Source organism: Rhodoplanes sp. P11 (assembly GCF_964266735.1).
Lineage (GTDB): Bacteria > Pseudomonadota > Alphaproteobacteria > Rhizobiales > Xanthobacteraceae > Rhodoplanes > Rhodoplanes serenus.
This window is the reverse complement of the sequence record NZ_CAXWGY010000001.1, coordinates 372,073-389,433: the sequence shown is the minus strand read 5'-3', so window position 1 is coordinate 389,433 and position 17,361 is coordinate 372,073. Positions and strand designations below refer to the sequence as shown.

Below are 17,361 nucleotides of genomic sequence, written 5' to 3'. Positions count from 1 at the left end.
CCGTCGTTCCGGGGCGCGGCAAAGCCGCGAACCCGGAATCCAGCGGCGAACTCGGAGCTCTCGGCTGGATTCCGGACAGCCGCTTCGCGGCTTCCGGAATGACCACCGAATTGATCAGCCGGATCTCGTGTCACTCGGGCTGGATGCCGAAGACCTTCGCCTTCGCCACCCAGTAGTTGAGGTCGGCTTGCAGGAAAGCCGCGAAGGCGGCGGTGCCGCTGCCGTCCGGCGTGCTGCCGTCGTCCTCCAGCCGCTCGCGCAGCTTCGGGTCGGCGAGCGCCTTGACGATGCCGGCATGGATGCGGGCGGTCCGCTCGGGCGACATCTTGGCCGGCCCCAGCACCCCGAACCAGCCGTGATTGGTGTTGTAGGCCGGCACCGCCTCGCTGATCGGCGGCACCTGGGCGAGCGCCGGGATGCGCTTCGTCCCGGTCACCGCTAGGGCGCGCAGCTTGCCGGCCTGGATCAGCGGCCGGCTGACGCCGACCGGCGCGAACATCAGGTCGACATGGCCGGCCATCACGTCGGTCATCGCCGGCGCCGTGCCCTTGAAGGGAATCTGGGTTCCCTTCAGGCCGGTGGCGGTGAGAAACTCGTAGGTGTCCATGTGCAGGGACGAGCCGGTGCCGCCGATGGCGAACGACAGATCCTTGCCGTCGGCCTTGGCGCGGGCGACCAGCTCGCCGAGATCCTTGGCCGGCAGATCGGGCCGCGCCACCAGCACGCTCGACACCCGGGCGAGCAGTGTGATGGGCGTGAAGTCGGCCAGCGGATCGTATTGCAGCTTGCTGTAGAGCGCGGCGTTGATGGTGTGGCTGGTGAAGCTGACCAGCAGGGTGTTGCCGTCCGGCGTCGCCCGCGCCACCTCCATGGCGGCGAGCTTGCCGCCGGCACCCGGCTTGTTCTCGACGATGACCGGCTGGCCCACGGCTTTCGACAGCTCGTCCGAGATGCTGCGGGCGAGGGTGTCGGTGCTGCCGCCCGGCGAGGCGCCGACGATCAGCCTGATCGGGGCGCCCGACGGGCTCTGGGCGTGGGCGGCCGGCAGCGCGAGGGCGAGAACGGACGCGGCGAGCAGCGTCGCCGTGGCCAGACGGAGGACGGGAAACGACGTCATCGACGACTCCGCTCGTTGCAGGGGAAGGAGGAGGGGAAGGGACGGGCTGCGCCGTCAGCCGCGCTCGGAGATCACCTCGACACGGGCCGATCGCGGCTCGCGCGAGAGCTGCAATCGGTACTGATAACGTTCGGGGCGGTAGCGGCCGACGAAGTGCATCACCGGCATGTCGGCATCGTCGTAGAGCGTGCGCCGGGCTTCCAGCAGCGGCGCACCGAGTGGAACATCGAGCTCGGCCGCGACGGCGGGCTCGGCCGCGCAGGCGGTCAGCGTCTCGTCGGCGCGCTCCACCCGCACGCCCGCGGCCTGGAGCCAGCTCAGCAGCGGCCGCGCCGCGAGATCGTCCGGGCTCAGGCCGCGACCGAGCGCCGGCGTCAGAAACGCGATGGTGTAGGAGATCGGCCGGTCGTCGAGGGTGCGCTGGCGTACGATGCGCAGCACCGGCGCCTCCGGATCGAGCCGCAGCGCCGCCGCCACCCCGGGCGGTGCCGCCACGGTGCCGAACTCCAGCACCCGCGCCCGGCTGCGCAGGCCGAGCGACAGGATGCTTTCGAACAGCACGTCGAAGGCGTCGACCGGATCGCCCCGGCCCGCCACCGGCGGCACGCCGACCACGATGGTGCCGCGGCCCTGCTCGCGCCGGATCAGGCCGTCGCGTTGCAGGGCTGCGAGCGCCGAGCGCACGGTGACGCGGGCGACGCCGAACTCGGCGGCGAGATCGCGCTCGCCGCTCAGCAGCGCGCCGCGCGGATAGTGGCCGTCGAGAATGCGCTGTCGCAGCACCAGATGGATGTTGTGATAGTGGTGCAGCGGTGGCCCCGACGCACTCCGCGGCCGCGCGACGGGCGGCGGAGAGGAGTCGGCAGGGCGGGATAGCTGCGTCGACATGGACGCAGCCTAGGAACGGGCGCTGGTCCGGTCAATGGAACCAGTTGGTCCGGTCGCCCTTCGCGGCGGATGATCTGTCCCGGGTGTTCGGCTCGGTGTCGTTCCGGGGCGCGACGACGCCGCGAACCCGGAATGATCACCAGGAGGCCGGAGGGTGCCGTCAGGCGCCGGTGCCGCTGCGCATCGGCTTCAGCGCCGTGGCCCAGCGGTGCAGCTCGGTCAGCACCTCGCGGGCGGCGCCCGCCTGCACGTCGTTCGGGGAGAAGACGCCGTCCTTCACCTGCTTGGCTACGAACGGCACCACCACGGCCTCGACGATCGGCACCAGCTTGAGGGTGGTGGCGATCTGCTTGGTCATCTGCACGGCGCGCAGACCGCCGGAGACGCCGCCATAGCTGACGAAGGCGAGCGGCTTGTAGCTCCACTCGTCGTAGACGTAGTTCAGCGCGTTCACGAGAGCCGGCGTCGGCCCGAAATTGTACTCGGGTGTCACCATCACGTAGGCGTCGGCGGCGGCGACGCTCTCGCTCCACCGCCGGGTGTGGTCGTGCTGGTAGTTGCGGGTGCGCGGATGATGCGGCTCGTCGTAGACCGGCAGGGCGAAGTCGGCGAGGTCGACCAGATGGGCGTCGAAGCCCGGATGGGCGGCGGCGATGTCGTGGAACCAGCGGGCGACGGCGGGGCCGACGCGGCCGGGGCGAGTGCTGGCGATGATGGTATGCAGGCGTAGCGTCACGGGGGGCTCGCTCGGTTAGGACGGATGATCCAGGGCGGCGCTGCCGCCCCTCCGGTGATAATGGGTGCCGAACGGCGCTCCGCAAGGCGTTACCGCTGCAATGCTCGGATTGCCACGGCGCCTTCGTCGGTTTCGGGCTCGTCGTGTTCGTCGTCATGCCGGTGCCTATCGGCGTGGACCGCCAATTCGGCTCCGGCCGCCAGCCCGATCGGCAGCCAGAAGGTGAGCCACGGCCAGGCCGGGCGGGTGATCAGCAGGTTGTAGTCGACCATGCCGGCCACCGTCATCGTGATCATGGCGCACAGCGGCAGCGGCGAGCCGCCGGCCCGCACCAGCCGGATGCTCCAGGCGAGGCCGCCGACCAGGATCACCGCCATGGCGACCGCCGCTCCGGCGCCGCCCCGCACCAGGCCCGACAGCACCAGGTTGTGAGCCTGGTCGAGTGCCAGACCGGACGGGATCGTCACCGTCAGATCGGTGTGCACGCCCCAGCCGAGCAGCGGCCGCTCCGCCGCCTTGGCCAGGAAGGTCGTCCACACCTCCGGCCGGTAGCTCATGCCCCGCTCGATCCAGTCCTGGCCGAGTGGCGTCGCCACCAGCACGGCGACGAGCAGGAGGCCGCCGGCCGCGACGGCCAGGCGGATACGGTGCGACTGGGTGGCGGCGAGTGCCGCCAGGGCGCAGACTGCGCCGGCGGCCGGTCCGCGGGCCTGGGTGAGCACGAGCGCGACGGCGAGAATCACTGTCGCGACTGCGAGGACCGTGACTTCGGCGCGTGTGCGCGCCAGGGTCGCCATGGCGGCGACGGCGATCGCCAGGACCACCGCGTAGGTGGCGCCGATATTGGTCGAGTTGGCGTATTCCGGCATGCCGAGCACCGCCATGAGCCGCCAGCCGAGCAGCGCGGCGGCATCGGCCGGCAGGGTCGGCAGGAACACCGCGACGTTGACCAGCGCGCTCGCCGCCACCACGGCCGCGAGGCCAAGGCTCGCCAGCCGCAGGAATTGCCGGCTGGTTGCCGTCAACAGCGCGGTCGCGGCCACGAAGGCGATGATCTCGAGATCGAACTGGAGCAGCCGGCGGATCAGCCGCGGGGGCGCATCGGGCTGCATCGCGGAGGCGAGCGTCAGCGCCAGCAGATAGGCCGTGACGGCGATCAGCACGATCGAGCGGGGCAGCCGCCGCAGCGTGGTGGCGCCCACCGGATCGGCCGCGATCGCGACACCGTGCAGCACCGCGACCGGCAGCAGCACGAAGGCGAACAGCACATGCGCCGCATTGAGGTCGTTGGTGAGGACGAGCGGGCCGAGCGTCAGAACGAAGGCGGCGGCCGCCACCTCGGCGCGGCCGAGGGCGCGAACCATGGTGGCGCCGGCGGCGGCAATCCGCGGCCGGCTCCTCGTCGTCTCCTCACGGAAGCGCGTGGGAATCGTGTCGTCCTCCGTCGCTCGATACTGCGATCGTCATGGTTCTTCGCCGATCCGGAGCGGCGCGGGGCTGGTCAGGCGCTCGGTGCTCCGGCGCGCGGCGGTTCAGATGCGCGGCGCCCCGGCCACCAGCGCGTGGACCTGGGCGAAGAAGCTCGCCGCCGCGTCCTCCCAGCCGACATGGCGGAAGCCCGTGCGGATGCGCTCCTCGTAGGGCGCACGCGCGGCCGGCTCCTCGATCCAGCGCCGCATCGCCGCCGTCCAGCCGTCGACATCGTCCGGATCGAGGCAGGGCGAGAACTCGCCCACCACCTCGGGCAGGGCGCCGCCAGTCGAGGCCAGCACCGGCTTGCCGAACCGGAACGCCTCGACCACCGGCAGGCCATAACCCTCGTCCCGCGAAGGATAGCAGCAGAAGGCAGCCTTGCCGAACAGTTGTGTCATCGCCGCGTCCTCGACCCGCGGGAGATGGATGAGCGTGCCGGCGAGGCGCGGGTCGCCGGCGATCTCCTGCATCAGCCCGTCGACCTTCCAGCCGGTGCGGCCGACGAACACCAGCTTGAAGCCGGTGGCCTGCGGCACGCCGGCGTCGAGCAGGCGCCGCCACACCTCGACCAGCAGGCGATGGTTCTTGCGCGGCTCGATGGTGCTGACGAACAGGGCGTAGCGTCCCGCCTCGAGGCCGTCCGGCAGCCCCTGCGGGGCGTCGACGCCACCGGCCGCGAGCCGCGGCGGCCCGTCGGCGCCGAGCGGCACCACGGCGGTTCGTGCGGGCGGCAGGCCGTGGGCTGCGCACCAATCGCGGATATCCTGCTCGACTCGCCGGGCGTTGACGACGACGAGATCGGCCGCCGCCAGCGCGACCGGCGCATAGGCCGCGAACGCCTCGACGTCACCGCGCTGGAAGCAGTCCGGAATGGTCAGCGGCATGATGTCGTAGCAGTGCCAGACCAGGCGAAACCCGGTGTCCGCCTTTTTGCGCGCGATCGCCTCGATATTGGTGTTGGTCCAGCCGGTGCCGGCGCACACCAGGATGTCGTCCGGGTGGAACGCGATCGGCTGGCCGAGCGCCCGTCGGGGCGTCAGCAGCCAGCGGCGGCTGCTGTCCGGCTTGACCATCAGGGGGCGGTCCTTGGCGGCCATCAGCGGCTGTTGAAGGCGGGCGATCAGGTCCCTGGCGCCGGCCGGCACGGCGTGCCGCAACTGCTCCAACGCCAGCAGGGCCCGATGGCGTGGCCGCAGCACCCAGGAGACCAGCGGCCGCAGCCGTGGCGGGATGCGGTCGATCTTGCGTCGCCGGCGCCGCGTCGCGTCCGACATGGTGGCGGTGTCGATCAGCGCATCCTCGTCCAGGAAGGCGTCGACGACGTCGTCCCGCAGGGCGACGTAGCGCAGCGCGTCCGGATCGAAGAACACGAAGGTGGCATGGGGCAGCCGCCGGCGGGCGAAGCGGGCGAGCTCGCCCTCGGCCCGGAGAATGCCGACCGGCGGTCCCGCCCAGCGCATGGTGGTCGTCAGGTCGAACAGGATGCGCTGGCGCTGCGTCATCGCCGGGCGTCCGCATCGGTGGCGTGCGCGACCGGCGAATCACCGGCCGGCTCCGGCAGGGCGCCGATGGCAGCGAAGAAGCGGGCCGCCGCCTCGCTCCAGGTCGGATGGCGGAAGTCGCGGCGGATGCGGTCCTCGTACGGCGCGCGGGCCGCCGGGTCCGTGATCCACGCCCGCAGGGTTTCGGTCCAGGCGTCGACGTCGTCGGGATCGAGGCAGGGCGAGAACGGTCCCGCCACCTCGGGCAGCGAGCCGCCCGTCGCGGCGATCACCGCCTTGCCGAGATGGAACGATTCGACCAGCGGCAGCCCGTACCCCTCGTAGCGCGACGGGTAGAGGCCGAAGGCGGCGCCGCCCTGCAAGGCCCGCAGAGTGGCGTCGTCGACGCGATCGAGCCGGAGCAGCGTTCCGGCGAGGCGCGGATCGGTGTCGAGGTCGGTCACCAGGTCGTCGACCATCCAGCCGGGGCGGCCGACGAACACCAGCTTGAAGCCGGTCCGCTGCGGCACGCCCTCGGCGAGCAGCCGCAGCCACACGTCGCGCAGCAGGCGGTGGTTCTTGCGGGGCTCGATGGTGCTGACGAACAGGGCGTAGCGGTCGGCTTCGAGCCCGTGCGGCAGCGCCGCCCCGGTGGCCGGGGCCGCCGTCGGGATGTCGGCGCCGAGCGGCACCACCGCGGTGGAGCCGAGCGCGAGCCCACGGGCCGTGCACCAGTCGCGGACGTCTTGCTCGACCCGGTGCGAGTTGACCACCAGGTGGTCGGCGATCGGGAAGGCGCTCTCGAAGTAGCGGGTGAAGCTCGCGACGTCGTGCGGCTTGTAGAACTGCGGGAACAGGATCGGGATGATGTCGTAGCACAGGAGGGCGAGGTGGAACGGCGTCGCCCGCTTCTGCGGCGCGACGGCGGCGATGTCGGTGTGCGACCAGCCCGCGCCGGCGCAGACCAGGATGTCGTCGGGGCGGAACGCCACCGGCTCGGCGGCGACCAGGTCGGGCGGCACGAAGGCGCGCCGATGCCCGTCCGGCTTGACCATCAGGGCGCGATACTTGCCGCGGATCAACGGGGCTTGCAGGCGCGCGATGCGGTCGGCGACCGCCGGGTTAACGGCGGTGAGACGGCGCCGCTCCAGGGTCTGCAACGCCATATGGCGCGATTGCAGCAGCCAGCGCGCGGCGGGTCGCAGGGCCGGCGGAATGCGGTCGCTCTTGCGCCGGCCGGCGCGGCCGGGATCGCGCAGCCCGAGGGTGTCGAGGACGGCATCGCCCGCCAGGAACGCGGCCGCGGTGGCGGGCTCGACCAGGCGATAGGTCGCGGTGACGGGATCGAAGAAGACGGCGCGGGCGCTCGGAAGATGCGCGAAGGCGAAGCGGGCCAGCTCGCGCTCCACCCGCAGGATGCCGACCGGCGGGCCGGCCCAGCGCATCGTCCAGGAAAGATCGAGAAGAATGCGCGGCGCCGCGGCAGGAGTCATTTGGAGCGCGTTCGCTGTGGACGCGGTGACGACCGCGGATGCGCATCCCTTCAGGCCGACACGCTCTCAGGACGACGCGCTCGGCCCGACGCGGAGGAGGTGCGATTGACACAGGCAGCCGGTCGGGCCTACGCCCTCGGGCCTCGCGCTCTCGGTGCGGCGGAATGGTCGGAGTGGCAGGATTTGAACCTGCGACCCCCTCGTCCCGAACGAGGTGCGCTACCAGACTGCGCTACACTCCGTCCCGCCGGCGAGGACGGTCTTATAGCCAAGTGATTTCGCCCCGGCAAGCATGGGAGACGATGTGACGGCGACGATTTTGACCCGGGTCCTGGCGGCGGGCCCGGAGGCGACCGAGGCGGCCGCCCGCACGCTGCGGGCCGGCGGCCTGGTCGCCTTCCCGACCGAGACGGTCTACGGCCTCGGTGCCGATGCCACCGACGCGACCGCCATCGCCCGGCTCTACGCCGCGAAAGGCCGCCCGCGCTTCAATCCGCTGATCGCCCATGTGGCCGATGCCGATGCGGCGCGCCGGCTGGGTCGATTCGACGACGCCGCCGAAAAGCTCGCCGCCGCCTTCTGGCCCGGCCCGCTCACCCTGGTGGTCGACAAGGCCGACGGCTGCCCGGTCGCCGATCTCGCCACCGCCGGGCTCGACACCCTGGCGCTGCGGGTGCCGGCCCATCCGGTCGCGACCGCCATGCTGGCCGCCTGCGGCCGGCCCGTGGTGGCGCCGTCCGCCAACCGCTCGGGCCACGTCTCGCCCACCACGGCGGCCCATGTGGTGGCGGACCTTTCGGGGCGAATCGATCTGGTGATCGATGGCGGTGCCACCCCGGTCGGGGTCGAATCGACGATCGTGGCCTGCCTCGGTGGGCCGCCGCGGCTGCTGCGCCCCGGCGGGGTGCCGCGCGAGGCGCTGGAGCAGGTCCTCGGGGCGCCGCTCGCGGCCGGCCCTGCGCCGGCGGGTGATTCGGCGCCGGGTGGGGGGTCGGAGCCGGCGCCGCTCGCGCCCGGCATGCTGGCCTCGCACTACGCTCCGCGGGCGCGCATGCGGCTGGGCGCCACCCGGGTGGCGCCCGGCGAGGCGCTGCTCGCCTTCGGGGCGCGGCTGCCGGACGGTGTCGGCGACGCCGTCGCGGTGCTCAACCTGTCCGAGCGGGGCGATCTCGCCGAGGCGGCGACCCGGCTGTTCGCCCATCTGCGGGCGCTCGATGCCTCGGGCGCCGCCGTCATCGCGGTGGCCCCGATTCCCCGCCACGGCCTCGGTGCCGCCATCGCGGACCGCCTCGTCCGGGCCGCCGCGCCGCGGGGCTGAGCAGCCCGGCAGAACCGGACGGCGAGGCGGGGTCGCGCCGGACGCGCCTCGACGGGCCGGTGATTCGCGCTACAGTCCCGGCCGATGGACACCCCTCTCCGCACGCCTCCTCGCACGCCGCTCTCCGCCGAGCAGATCGCCCGCTTCGCCGCCATCGTGGGCGAGCGCCATGCCGTCGTGGCGCCGGCCGAGCAGGCGCCCTACCTGGCCGAGCCGCGCGGCCTCTATCACGGCGTCACCCCGGTGGTGCTGCGCCCGGGCTCGACCGACGAGGTGGCGGCGATCCTGCGGCTCGCCGACGCGCTCGGCGTGGCGGTGGTGCCGCAGGGCGGCAACACCGGGCTGGTCGGTGGCCAGATTCCCTTCGCGGGCGAGATCCTGATCTCGCTCAAGCGCCTCGATCGCATCCGCGAGATCGATCCGGCGTCCAACACGATGACGTGCGAGGCCGGCGTGGTGCTCCAGGCCGCCCAGGAAGCGGCGGCCGCCGCCGATCGGCTGTTCCCGCTGTCGCTCGGCGCCGAGGGGAGCTGCACCATCGGCGGCAACCTGTCGACCAATGCGGGCGGCACCGCGGCGCTCGCCTACGGGGTGGCGCGCGACCTCGTGCTCGGGCTCGAGGTGGTGCTGGCCGACGGGCGTGTCTGGCACGGGCTCAACAAGCTCAAGAAAGACAACACCGGCTACGAGCTGAAGCACCTGTTCCTGGGCTCGGAGGGCACGCTCGGCATCATCACGGCGGCGGTGCTGAAGCTGTTTCCGGCACCACGCGCGGTGGAGACCGCGGTCGTCGGGCTCGCCTCGCCGGCGGCGGCGCTGGCGCTTCTCGGCCTGGCGCAGGAGCGCGCCGGCGGCCGCCTGACCAGCTTCGAGCTGATGGCGCGCATCTGTCTCGACTTCGCGCTCCGTCACGGCATCGGGCTGCGCGATCCCCTGGCGGCGACCCATCCCTGGTACGTGCTGATCGAGCTGTCCTCGGGTGCCCCCGAGGGCCTGCGGGATCTCATCGAAGAGACGCTGACGCTCGGCCTCGAACGCGGCCTCGTCGACGATGCCGTGATGGCCGAGAGCCTCGACCAGCGCGCCGCGTTCTGGCGCCTGCGCGAGTTCATCTCGGATGCCCAGAAGCACGAGGGCGGCTCGATCAAGCACGACGTGTCGGTGCCGGTCGCGGCGGTGCCGGACTTCATCGCGGCGGCGAGCGCAGCGGCAGGCGCCGTCGTGCCGGGCTGCCGGCCGGTGCCGTTCGGCCATCTCGGCGACGGCAACATCCACTTCAACGTCAGCCAGCCGGTGGGCGCCGACACGGCGGCGTTCCTGGCCCGCTGGGACGAGGTCGCGGCGGCCGTGTTCGCCGAGGTGCTGGCGCGCGGCGGCTCGATCTCGGCCGAGCACGGCATCGGCGTGATGAAGCGCGACGTGCTGCCGGACGTGAAGGACCCGGTCGCCATGGCGCTGATGCACAGCCTCAAGGCGGTGCTCGATCCGCGCGGCATCCTAAATCCCGGCAAGGTGGTCTGAGACGCGGTCGACCGGCTCGGCCCGGCATGCTCGCGGATTTCTGATGATCGGCGGTCGCCACCGGCCGCACTCCCCTGTTGACGGATGGTAGCCGGAGACGGATCGTTGCGCCGCGACGGGGATCGACGACGACCATCACGGCGGAGACCGATCATGCGGACGATCTGTGCGGCGGGTGCAGTGGCGATGGCGCTGGTCACGGGCGGTGCGACGGGTGCCCTGGCGCAGGTGCAGGGCGTCGACCTCAACGGGCGGTGGCTGTGCGTCGCCAACTGCCTGGGCGGCGTCGGCAGCACCGCCTTCATCACCCAGTACGGCACGCAGCTCAACGTGATCAACGACGCCGGCGTGCCGTCGAGTGGCTGGGTCGAGTACCCGGGCCGCATCTGGGTGGCCGGAGCGTGGCAAGGTGCCGTCTACTCGCCGGACGGCATGACCATCCAGTTCGACAAGGGCACCATCTGGCAGCGGCCGCCGGAGCCGCCACCCCCGCGCCGCCGGCGCTGACGGCGACGACCCGCGGCGAGCGGATGGCCCGGGTGCCGAGGCGCGGATCGACACCCGGACGCGGAGGAGCGGCGAGGCGGAGGGGATGACGTGCACGGACGCTGGTTGCTGCCGGTTCTGGTGTTCGGTCTCGTGATGGTCCTCGCCGGCACCGTCTTCCTGGTGTGGCGAACCTATCCGTTCATCTTCTCCCGCGCCTATGTGCTGCGCATCGCCACCGGCCCGCTCGCCGGCGAGGGCGGAAAGTTCGTCACCGCCTTCCGGCGCGAGCTCGCCGCGGCGCATCCGCGGGTCCGCGTCGAAGTGGTGTCGACGCCGAGCATCGCGGCGAGTGCGCTCGCGCTGAAGAACGGCGAGGCCGATGTCGCGGTGGCGCGCCGCGACGACCCGAACGCCGCCGAGGGGCGCAGCATCTTCGTGCTGCGCAAGCTCGCCGCCGTCGTGCTGGTGCCGGCGCAATCCTCCGCCGAGAGCGTCGCCGATCTCGCCGGCGAGCGCATCGGCGTGATCACCCGGGACGGTGCCGTCGATCCGCTCGCCCGCGCGCTGCTCGGCTTCTACGGCGTCGACGACAAGCGCGTGGTCCAGCTCGCGCCCGCCGATCTCGCCGCCGCGTTGCAGAGAAAGCAGGTCCACGCCGTCGTCGTGGTCGGGCCGGTCGGCCCGGGTCCGATCGCCGACGCGGTGCAGGTGTTCCGCAAGGTGACCCGCAAGCCGCCGACCTTCCTGGATCTCGGCGAGGCCGACGCCATCGCGGCGCGCTTTCCGGTCTACGAGTCCATCGACATCGCGCAGGGGGCCTTCGGTGGCGCGCCGGCGGCACCCGCCGACGACATCTCGACGGTCGGGGCGGCGCTCCTCCTGGTGGCCCGCCCGTCGCTGTCCAACTACGCGGCCGGCGAGCTGACCCGCCTGCTGCTCGCCACCAAGACCGACATCGCCGCCACAGTGCCGGAGGCCGGCCAGCTCGCGGCGCCGTCGACCGACCGCGACGTGGTGCTGCCGGCGCATCCCGGCACCATCGCGTATCTGAACGGCGACACCCCCGACCTGCTCGACGAGACGATGAACTATGTCTACTACGCCTCGATGTTCACCGGCGCGTTCGGGGCGATGGCGGCGTGGGCCTCGTCGCTGCGCAACCGCCGCCAGATCCGGACACTGCGGGCTCGCATCGAGCGGCTGCCGACCTTGCTGAGCGAGGCGCGGACGCCCGGTGCCGCGAGCCTCGACGACACCGAGCGGGAGCTCGACGACCTGGCGGACTGGTTCGTCGAGCGGTTCGTGGCCGACGAGATCTCGGCCGAGGTGTTCAACAGCGCCACGATGCGGATGACGCACATCCGCGAGCTGATCCGCCGGCGGCGCGCCGCCGAGATGGCGGCCTCCACGCCCGCACCGGCGGCGGATGCACCCGCGGCGGCTGCACCGGCTGCGGCCGCGTTCGCGACCGACGTGCTCTCGGCCGCCGTCACCCGATAGGTTTCCAACCGATCGGCCGATCGGTACTGTCGGCTGCGGCTGCGGCTGCGGCTGCCGCCGCCGCAAACCGGGAGCGCCGAGATGGCCGATCATGCGACGCCCAACCTGCCCTCCCGTGATTTCGACGCGACCGTGCGCTTCTACGGACGCCTGGGGTTCGCGGTCCGCTACCGCGATGCCGGCTGGATGATTCTCGAGCAGGGCGGCATCGTGCTGGAGTTCTTTCCCCATCCCGATCTCGATCCGCTCACCAGCTGGTTCAGCTGTTGCCTGCGGCTCGACGATCTGCCCGGCTTCTACGCGCGCTGCACGGCGGCTGATATTCCGGAGGCACGACAGGGATGCCCGCGTCTCCATGCGCCGCAGGCTCAGCCCTGGGGCGGCACCATGGCGGCCCTGATCGATCCCGACGGCACCCTCGTGCGGCTGATCCAGAACGAGGCGGATCAGCGGCAGCGCCGGTAGTCGGCGAGCTGCGTGAAGTCCGGGCCGATGGCGGCCGTGTCGGTCGACTTCGGCCAGACGACGACGTTGAGCACGGTCGCGGCCGGCGCCGAGCTGCCGGCTGCGCCCCCCGCCGCCGCATCGCCGGAGGCGGGGGCCGGGCAGCGCAGATGGAGCGAGTAGATCGGGCCGGGCGTTCCGGCGCGCTCCTCCACCCAGTCGAGCGTGCAACTCCGGCCGCGCCACACGACGCCCCGCGGGAACACTGTGATCACCATCTCGGGGCGGCCCGGACAGCTGTCCGGCGCCGGTATGAAGACGCCTTGGGCGGCGATCGGCACCTCGGTGTGCCGCACATCGGCGAGCGCCGCTCCGGTGGCCGGCAACATGATCGCCAGCGCGGCCGTGAAGCGGCGTCGCGCCGCGCTCCTGCGAAGCACCATCATGGCCTCCCTGTTCGCCGACCCCTTTGGCCCTTGGCTGCCTCGACCCGCGGGCGCAGCCCGGCCGACTCGCTCACCGCGAGCAGGCATCATGCTACGCCCGGACCGAGCGTGCTCCAAGCGCGCGCCCCCGGATTAGGCCGGCCGTCGCCGTCACGCCTCCTCGGTCGCGAACGGCTCCAGCAGGTCGCGCAGAGTCTCCGCCGTGTAAGGCTTGCGCAGCCGCGGCGTGTCGACGAAATCGGGCGGGAAGGCGGCCTGCTCGCCATAGCCGGTCGCGAACGCGAAGGGCACGCCGAGTGTCCGCAGCCGCGCCGCCACCGCGAAGCTCGACTCGATGCCGAGATTGACGTCGAGCAGCGCGAAGGCCGGCGGCCGCACCGCGATCACCGCGAGCGCGTCGGCCACCGAGGCGGCGAGCCGTACCGTGGCGACGCCGAGCTGGCGCAGCATGTCCTCGGCGTCGAGCGCGATGATCATCGTGTCCTCGACCAGCAGCACGTCCTGGGGCAGGCGGCCGGGTCGCGACGGCATCGCGGCCGCCGCGGCGCCGGGCACGGTGCCGCCGGGCGCCTGCCGCACATAGGCGGCCGGGATGGTGAAGTGTGCGACGAGCCCGCTCGGTGCGTAGTCCACCACCGCCTCGCCCTTGAGGTCGTGGCGAATCGATCGCTCGATCACGGTCGAGCCGAAGCCGCGGCGGGTCGGCGGCGACACCGGCGGGCCGCTGCGTTCGGTCCAGCGCAGCGACAGGCTGCCGTCGCCTGTGAACGCCGCGGCGATATCGACGCGGCCACGCTGATCGCTCAGGGCGCCGTACTTGGCCGAGTTGGTGATCATCTCGTGCACGACGAGCGCGATGGTGGTGAACGCCTCGGGCTCGATCAGCACCTCGGGGCCGGCGAGATGCACGCGCTCGCCGCGTCCGCCCAGATAGGCGGCGGCCTCCGCGGCGATCAGGCTGCGGAGCGACGCCGGCCCCCAGTTGTCGGCGGTGATCTGGTCGTGGGCGCGGGCGAGCGCCTGGATGCGGCCGCCCACCACCTCGGTGAAGCTCTCGATGCTGGTGGCGGAATCGCGGCTCTGGGTGATGACGCCGCGGATCAGGCCGAGGATGTTGCGGATGCGATGGTTCAGCTCGGCGATCAGCAAGTCCTGGCGCGCCACCGCGCGGCGGCGCTCCTCCTCGGTGAGGTCGGAGAGTTGCAGGATCACCTCCAGAAGGCTGACCCGCAGCATCTCGGCGATCCGGCATTCGAGCGGCAGCCAGGGCTGCGACTGGCCCGTCACGGTCTCGCGCCACGCCGCGAAGCTCTGCCGCGGGGTCAGCCGGTCGCCGTTGGGACCGTATGTCTTCGGCACGGTCGGATCGCCCGCCCAGGCGACGCTGCGCGACACCTCGCGACGGAAGAACACGAGGTAGTCGCGCGCCGGCCGCGACAGCGGCACCACCAGCATGCCGGCGGCGCGCTCGGCGAACGCCCGGCCGGGCGGATAGTCTCCGCCGATCTCATGGCGGGCGTAGACCTTGTCGATGCCCTGGTCGTCGAGATGGGCGATCAGGGCGGCGAACTCCTCCGGGGTCGGTGTCGCGCCCTTGAGGGTGGCGCGTCCGCCGGTCCACACGCCGATGCCGTCGCAGGCGAGCAGCGCCGCGATCTCGTCGAGATGAGCCACGACGCTCTCGAAGCGCGTTCCCTCCCGCGCCATCGCGGTGACGAGCCGCTGGTGCATCGCCTGGGCGCGCGCCTCGTACGCCGTCTCGACGGCACGCTCGCGATTCTCCAGCAGCAGCGAGAACACCTGGCCGAACAGCTCGGCGGCGGTGCGGCGCCCGAACGGCACCCGGTGAGGTGCGTAATGGTGGCAGGCGAACAGACCCCATAGGCGCCCGTTCCGCAGGATCGACACCGACATGGAGGCGGCGACCCCCATGTTGCGCAGATACTCGATATGGATCGTCGAGACGCTGCGGAGCACCGACAGCGACAGATCGAGCGGCATGCCGCCGCCCGCGGACACGATCGGCACCGGCGCCGCGTCGATGTCCGGGATGATGCGCAGCCAGTTGCGCTCGTAGAGCAGGCGTGCCTGGTGCGGAATGTCGGAGGCGGGATAATGCAGGCCCAGAAAGGGACTATGGCCGGGATCGACGGCCTCGCCGATCACCTCGCCGGAGCTGTCGTGATCGAAGCGGTAGACCATCACGCGGTCGAAGCCGGTGAGGGCGCGCAGCTCGCGGGCGGCGGCGCGATGGAAGGCGGGCTGGTCGCTCGCCCGCTGGAGCCGGGCGATCATGTCGCGCACCAGCGCGGCCGCGGCGGAATCGGGCTCGCCCGAGGTCGGCTCGGCCTCGATGATCAGCAGCGTCGCCCCCTCGTGCCGGAGCAGATGGGCGGCCACGTCGCACACCAGCCCGGACGTCAACGTCATTGCAAAGGCGCGCCCCACCATGTCGGTGCCGACGCCCTGGAGCAGGCCGCGGATGGAATGCACCGCCTCGGGTGCGATCAGCGTATGCAGCGGCCGGCCGATCACCGCGTCGGCGGCGACGCCCAGCGCCGCCGCCGCGTTGGCGGACGCATGGGTGACCTGGCCGTCGTCGAGCCGGGCGGCCAGCAGGAAGCCGAAGGGCTGCACGGCACCGAGCAGATGGATCGGCTCGCGATCGCAGTTGCCGAGATCGATGGTCGCGCTCGAATCGATGGAGGTCGTGCCGGGATCGGCCGTCATCGGATGTCCGGGTGAGGGGATCGCCGCCACGCCGCCCCGCGGCATGGCCGAGCCGCACCCGGATCGGTGGCGAGGCGGGTACGGTCGTCGTCGGCGCTCCGGTGATCCCTCGAGCGAGCGTCATCCCCGGGTCCGTAGAAACACGATAGCACCACGGTCTTGTCCGGTCGGTGCACTTGTGAACATATCGGGATCAGAAGATCCGCTAGAGCATCGTCCGGCGAGCGAGACCCGTTTCGCCGCCGAAGCAATGATCAGACGATCAGACAAGGAGGGGGAGGGGGTCCGGTCAGATCGGGTCGGAGTCGCTCTCGGCAATCCATTCCAGCACCGCCAGCACCGCGTTCTCACGCCATCAGCATCACGGCACCTGCACCCATGGGCGCACCCTGCACCGGACGGGACGACCGGCCGGACAACAATCTGTTGCGGACCTTGCGGGAGGCCGATTACGCGCTGGTCGGCCCCTATCTCGAGAGCGCCGCGCAGCCCGGTAACCAGCTCCTCTACAGCCCGGGCGACAATGTCGAGCTGGTGCATTTCCCCTGCGGGCCGAGTCTCGTCTCCTATCTGGTCGCCAACGAGGATGGGCGCGACGTGGAGACCATCCTGGTCGGCCGCGAGGGCGCCGTCGGCGGTATCGTCAGCCAGGGGCATCTGCCGGCCTATTGCCGCATCGTCGTGAAATACGGCGGGCCGTTCGTGCGGCTGCGCGTCGTTCAGCTCGAAGCCGCCAAGGCGCAGTCGCTGACGTTGCGTTACCTGTTCGCCCGCTATGCCGACTGCCTGATCGCCCAGGTGTTCCAGTCGACCGCCTGCAACGCCGTGCATTCCATCGAGCAGCGCACCGCCAAGTGGATCGTCTCGGCGCTGGAGCGCACCGGCGACAGCGTGGTGCCGCTTACCCACGAGCAGCTCTCCACCATGCTGGGGGTCGGGCGCAGCTACACGAGCCGCGTCATCCAGGGCTTCAAGGCGGAAGGAATCCTGGCGACCCGGCGCGGCGCCGTGACGGTGCGCGACATCGACGCGCTGAAGGCCCGCGCCTGCCTGTGCAACGAGGCGGTCAAGAGCCACTTCGAGTCGGTGCTGCGCGGCGTCTATCCGGTCGAGGTGTAGGCGGTGCGGGCCGGCTCGGTGGTGTCGAGCCGGTGCGGCAGCCGGTGATTGATCCAGCCGCTTGACCGCGCGCCCGTCGCGTCGCTACCTCGTCCGGATCGCCGATGACCGGGCGCCCCGGCCGCGAGCAGGCGGTTCGCGGCGCATGGTCGAGACCGCGTTGTCCAGGAGACGAGCCGTGACCCAGCACAGCGAGACGGCCGCCGCGGCCGAGGGTGAGATCATCGGCCGCGAGGGCCACGACGGCACCGTCGTCGCCACCGCCCAGCTCCCCAACCTGCATATCGAGGTCGTCCACCGGACGGCCCCGGACGGCGATGGCGAGCGGCTGTCGATCCATCTGCAAGCCACCCCGTCGTTCGCGGCGGTCGGCCAATTTCTGGACACCGCCAATCCGCTCGCCCTCTGGACGCAGTCCTGGATGCAATCCTGGACCCAGGCCGTGCAGCTCGCCTGGATGCCGTGGCTCGGCGGGACGGCGCTGCTGCCGCTGTGCGGTGGTACCGCGCGGCTCGCCCGGCCGGATCGGCCTCGGACCGCCGGAGAGGCGGATGGCACGGACGGCCGCGGAATCTGACCGCGCCGCCTGCCGCCGCGACGATCGCC

15 protein-coding genes and 1 tRNA gene are annotated in these 17,361 nt (G+C 72.0%); 7 read left to right on the top strand and 9 right to left on the bottom strand.

The window, feature by feature from the left end:
• Positions 1 to 130 precede the first annotated feature (130 nt).
• The 7 genes from ACFQUV_RS01835 to ACFQUV_RS01805 all read right to left on the bottom strand — a co-directional run bounded on the left by ACFQUV_RS01835 (position 131) and on the right by ACFQUV_RS01805 (position 7,430).
• Positions 131 to 1,117: a tripartite tricarboxylate transporter substrate binding protein gene (locus ACFQUV_RS01835; RefSeq protein WP_129609311.1), complete on the bottom strand. Its 987-nt coding sequence runs from the start codon at positions 1,115 to 1,117 to the stop codon at positions 131 to 133.
• 54 nt (positions 1,118 to 1,171) lie between these two features.
• Positions 1,172 to 2,005 (bottom strand): GntR family transcriptional regulator, encoded by an 834-nt coding sequence (locus tag ACFQUV_RS01830; RefSeq protein ID WP_129609312.1) that lies wholly within the window; start codon positions 2,003 to 2,005, stop codon positions 1,172 to 1,174.
• Positions 2,006 to 2,165: 160 nt separating this feature from the next.
• A complete protein-coding gene (locus ACFQUV_RS01825; RefSeq protein ID WP_129609313.1) occupies positions 2,166 to 2,741 on the bottom strand; it encodes an NADPH-dependent FMN reductase in 576 nt (191 codons plus the stop codon).
• A gap of 89 nt (positions 2,742 to 2,830) precedes the next feature.
• Positions 2,831 to 4,105: an O-antigen ligase family protein gene (locus tag ACFQUV_RS01820; protein WP_129609314.1), complete on the bottom strand. Its 1,275-nt coding sequence runs from the start codon at positions 4,103 to 4,105 to the stop codon at positions 2,831 to 2,833.
• A gap of 168 nt (positions 4,106 to 4,273) precedes the next feature.
• Positions 4,274 to 5,716: a glycosyltransferase family 1 protein gene (locus ACFQUV_RS01815; RefSeq protein ID WP_129609315.1), complete on the bottom strand. Its 1,443-nt coding sequence runs from the start codon at positions 5,714 to 5,716 to the stop codon at positions 4,274 to 4,276.
• On the bottom strand, positions 5,713 to 7,188 hold the full coding sequence (locus tag ACFQUV_RS01810) for a glycosyltransferase family 1 protein (protein WP_129609316.1): 1,476 nt from the start codon (positions 7,186 to 7,188) through the stop codon (positions 5,713 to 5,715). The genes ACFQUV_RS01815 and ACFQUV_RS01810 overlap by 4 nt, the downstream gene beginning before the upstream one ends.
• Positions 7,189 to 7,353: 165 nt before the next feature.
• Positions 7,354 to 7,430 (bottom strand) — tRNA-Pro (locus tag ACFQUV_RS01805).
• A gap of 50 nt (positions 7,431 to 7,480) precedes the next feature.
• On the opposite strand from ACFQUV_RS01805, the gene ACFQUV_RS01800 reads away from it, so the two are divergent.
• The 5 genes from ACFQUV_RS01800 to ACFQUV_RS01780 all read left to right on the top strand — a co-directional run bounded on the left by ACFQUV_RS01800 (position 7,481) and on the right by ACFQUV_RS01780 (position 12,481).
• Positions 7,481 to 8,506, top strand: a complete 1,026-nt coding sequence (locus ACFQUV_RS01800; protein WP_129609317.1) for an L-threonylcarbamoyladenylate synthase — start codon at positions 7,481 to 7,483, stop codon at positions 8,504 to 8,506.
• Positions 8,507 to 8,590: 84 nt separating this feature from the next.
• Positions 8,591 to 10,027, top strand: coding sequence for an FAD-binding oxidoreductase (locus tag ACFQUV_RS01795; protein ID WP_129609318.1), 1,437 nt, complete (start codon positions 8,591 to 8,593; stop codon positions 10,025 to 10,027).
• Positions 10,028 to 10,180: 153 nt separating this feature from the next.
• On the top strand, positions 10,181 to 10,534 hold the full coding sequence (locus tag ACFQUV_RS01790) for a hypothetical protein (protein WP_244601596.1): 354 nt from the start codon (positions 10,181 to 10,183) through the stop codon (positions 10,532 to 10,534).
• Between the two features lie 90 nt (positions 10,535 to 10,624).
• A complete protein-coding gene (locus tag ACFQUV_RS01785; RefSeq protein WP_129609319.1) occupies positions 10,625 to 12,016 on the top strand; it encodes a TAXI family TRAP transporter solute-binding subunit in 1,392 nt (463 codons plus the stop codon).
• A gap of 81 nt (positions 12,017 to 12,097) precedes the next feature.
• Positions 12,098 to 12,481, top strand: coding sequence for a bleomycin resistance protein (locus tag ACFQUV_RS01780; RefSeq protein ID WP_129609320.1), 384 nt, complete (start codon positions 12,098 to 12,100; stop codon positions 12,479 to 12,481).
• Here ACFQUV_RS01780 and ACFQUV_RS01775 read toward each other — a convergent pair.
• Entirely contained in the window at positions 12,463 to 12,903 is a 441-nt protein-coding gene (locus tag ACFQUV_RS01775; RefSeq protein ID WP_129609321.1) for a hypothetical protein, read from the bottom strand. The two genes, ACFQUV_RS01780 and ACFQUV_RS01775, sit on opposite strands and share 19 nt — an antisense overlap.
• Before the next feature lie 153 nt (positions 12,904 to 13,056).
• Positions 13,057 to 15,636 carry an HWE histidine kinase domain-containing protein gene (locus ACFQUV_RS01770; RefSeq protein ID WP_129609322.1) on the bottom strand — a complete coding sequence of 860 codons (2,580 nt, stop codon included), beginning with the start codon at positions 15,634 to 15,636 and terminating at the stop codon, positions 13,057 to 13,059.
• Positions 15,637 to 16,014: 378 nt separating this feature from the next.
• Between ACFQUV_RS01770 and ACFQUV_RS01765 the strand changes: the two genes are divergently transcribed.
• Complete coding sequence (locus ACFQUV_RS01765) at positions 16,015 to 16,755, top strand: Crp/Fnr family transcriptional regulator (protein ID WP_129609323.1); 741 nt, start codon at positions 16,015 to 16,017, stop codon at positions 16,753 to 16,755.
• Positions 16,756 to 16,933: 178 nt separating this feature from the next.
• Entirely contained in the window at positions 16,934 to 17,332 is a 399-nt protein-coding gene (locus ACFQUV_RS01760; RefSeq protein ID WP_129609324.1) for a hypothetical protein, read from the top strand.
• Positions 17,333 to 17,361 lie beyond the last annotated feature (29 nt).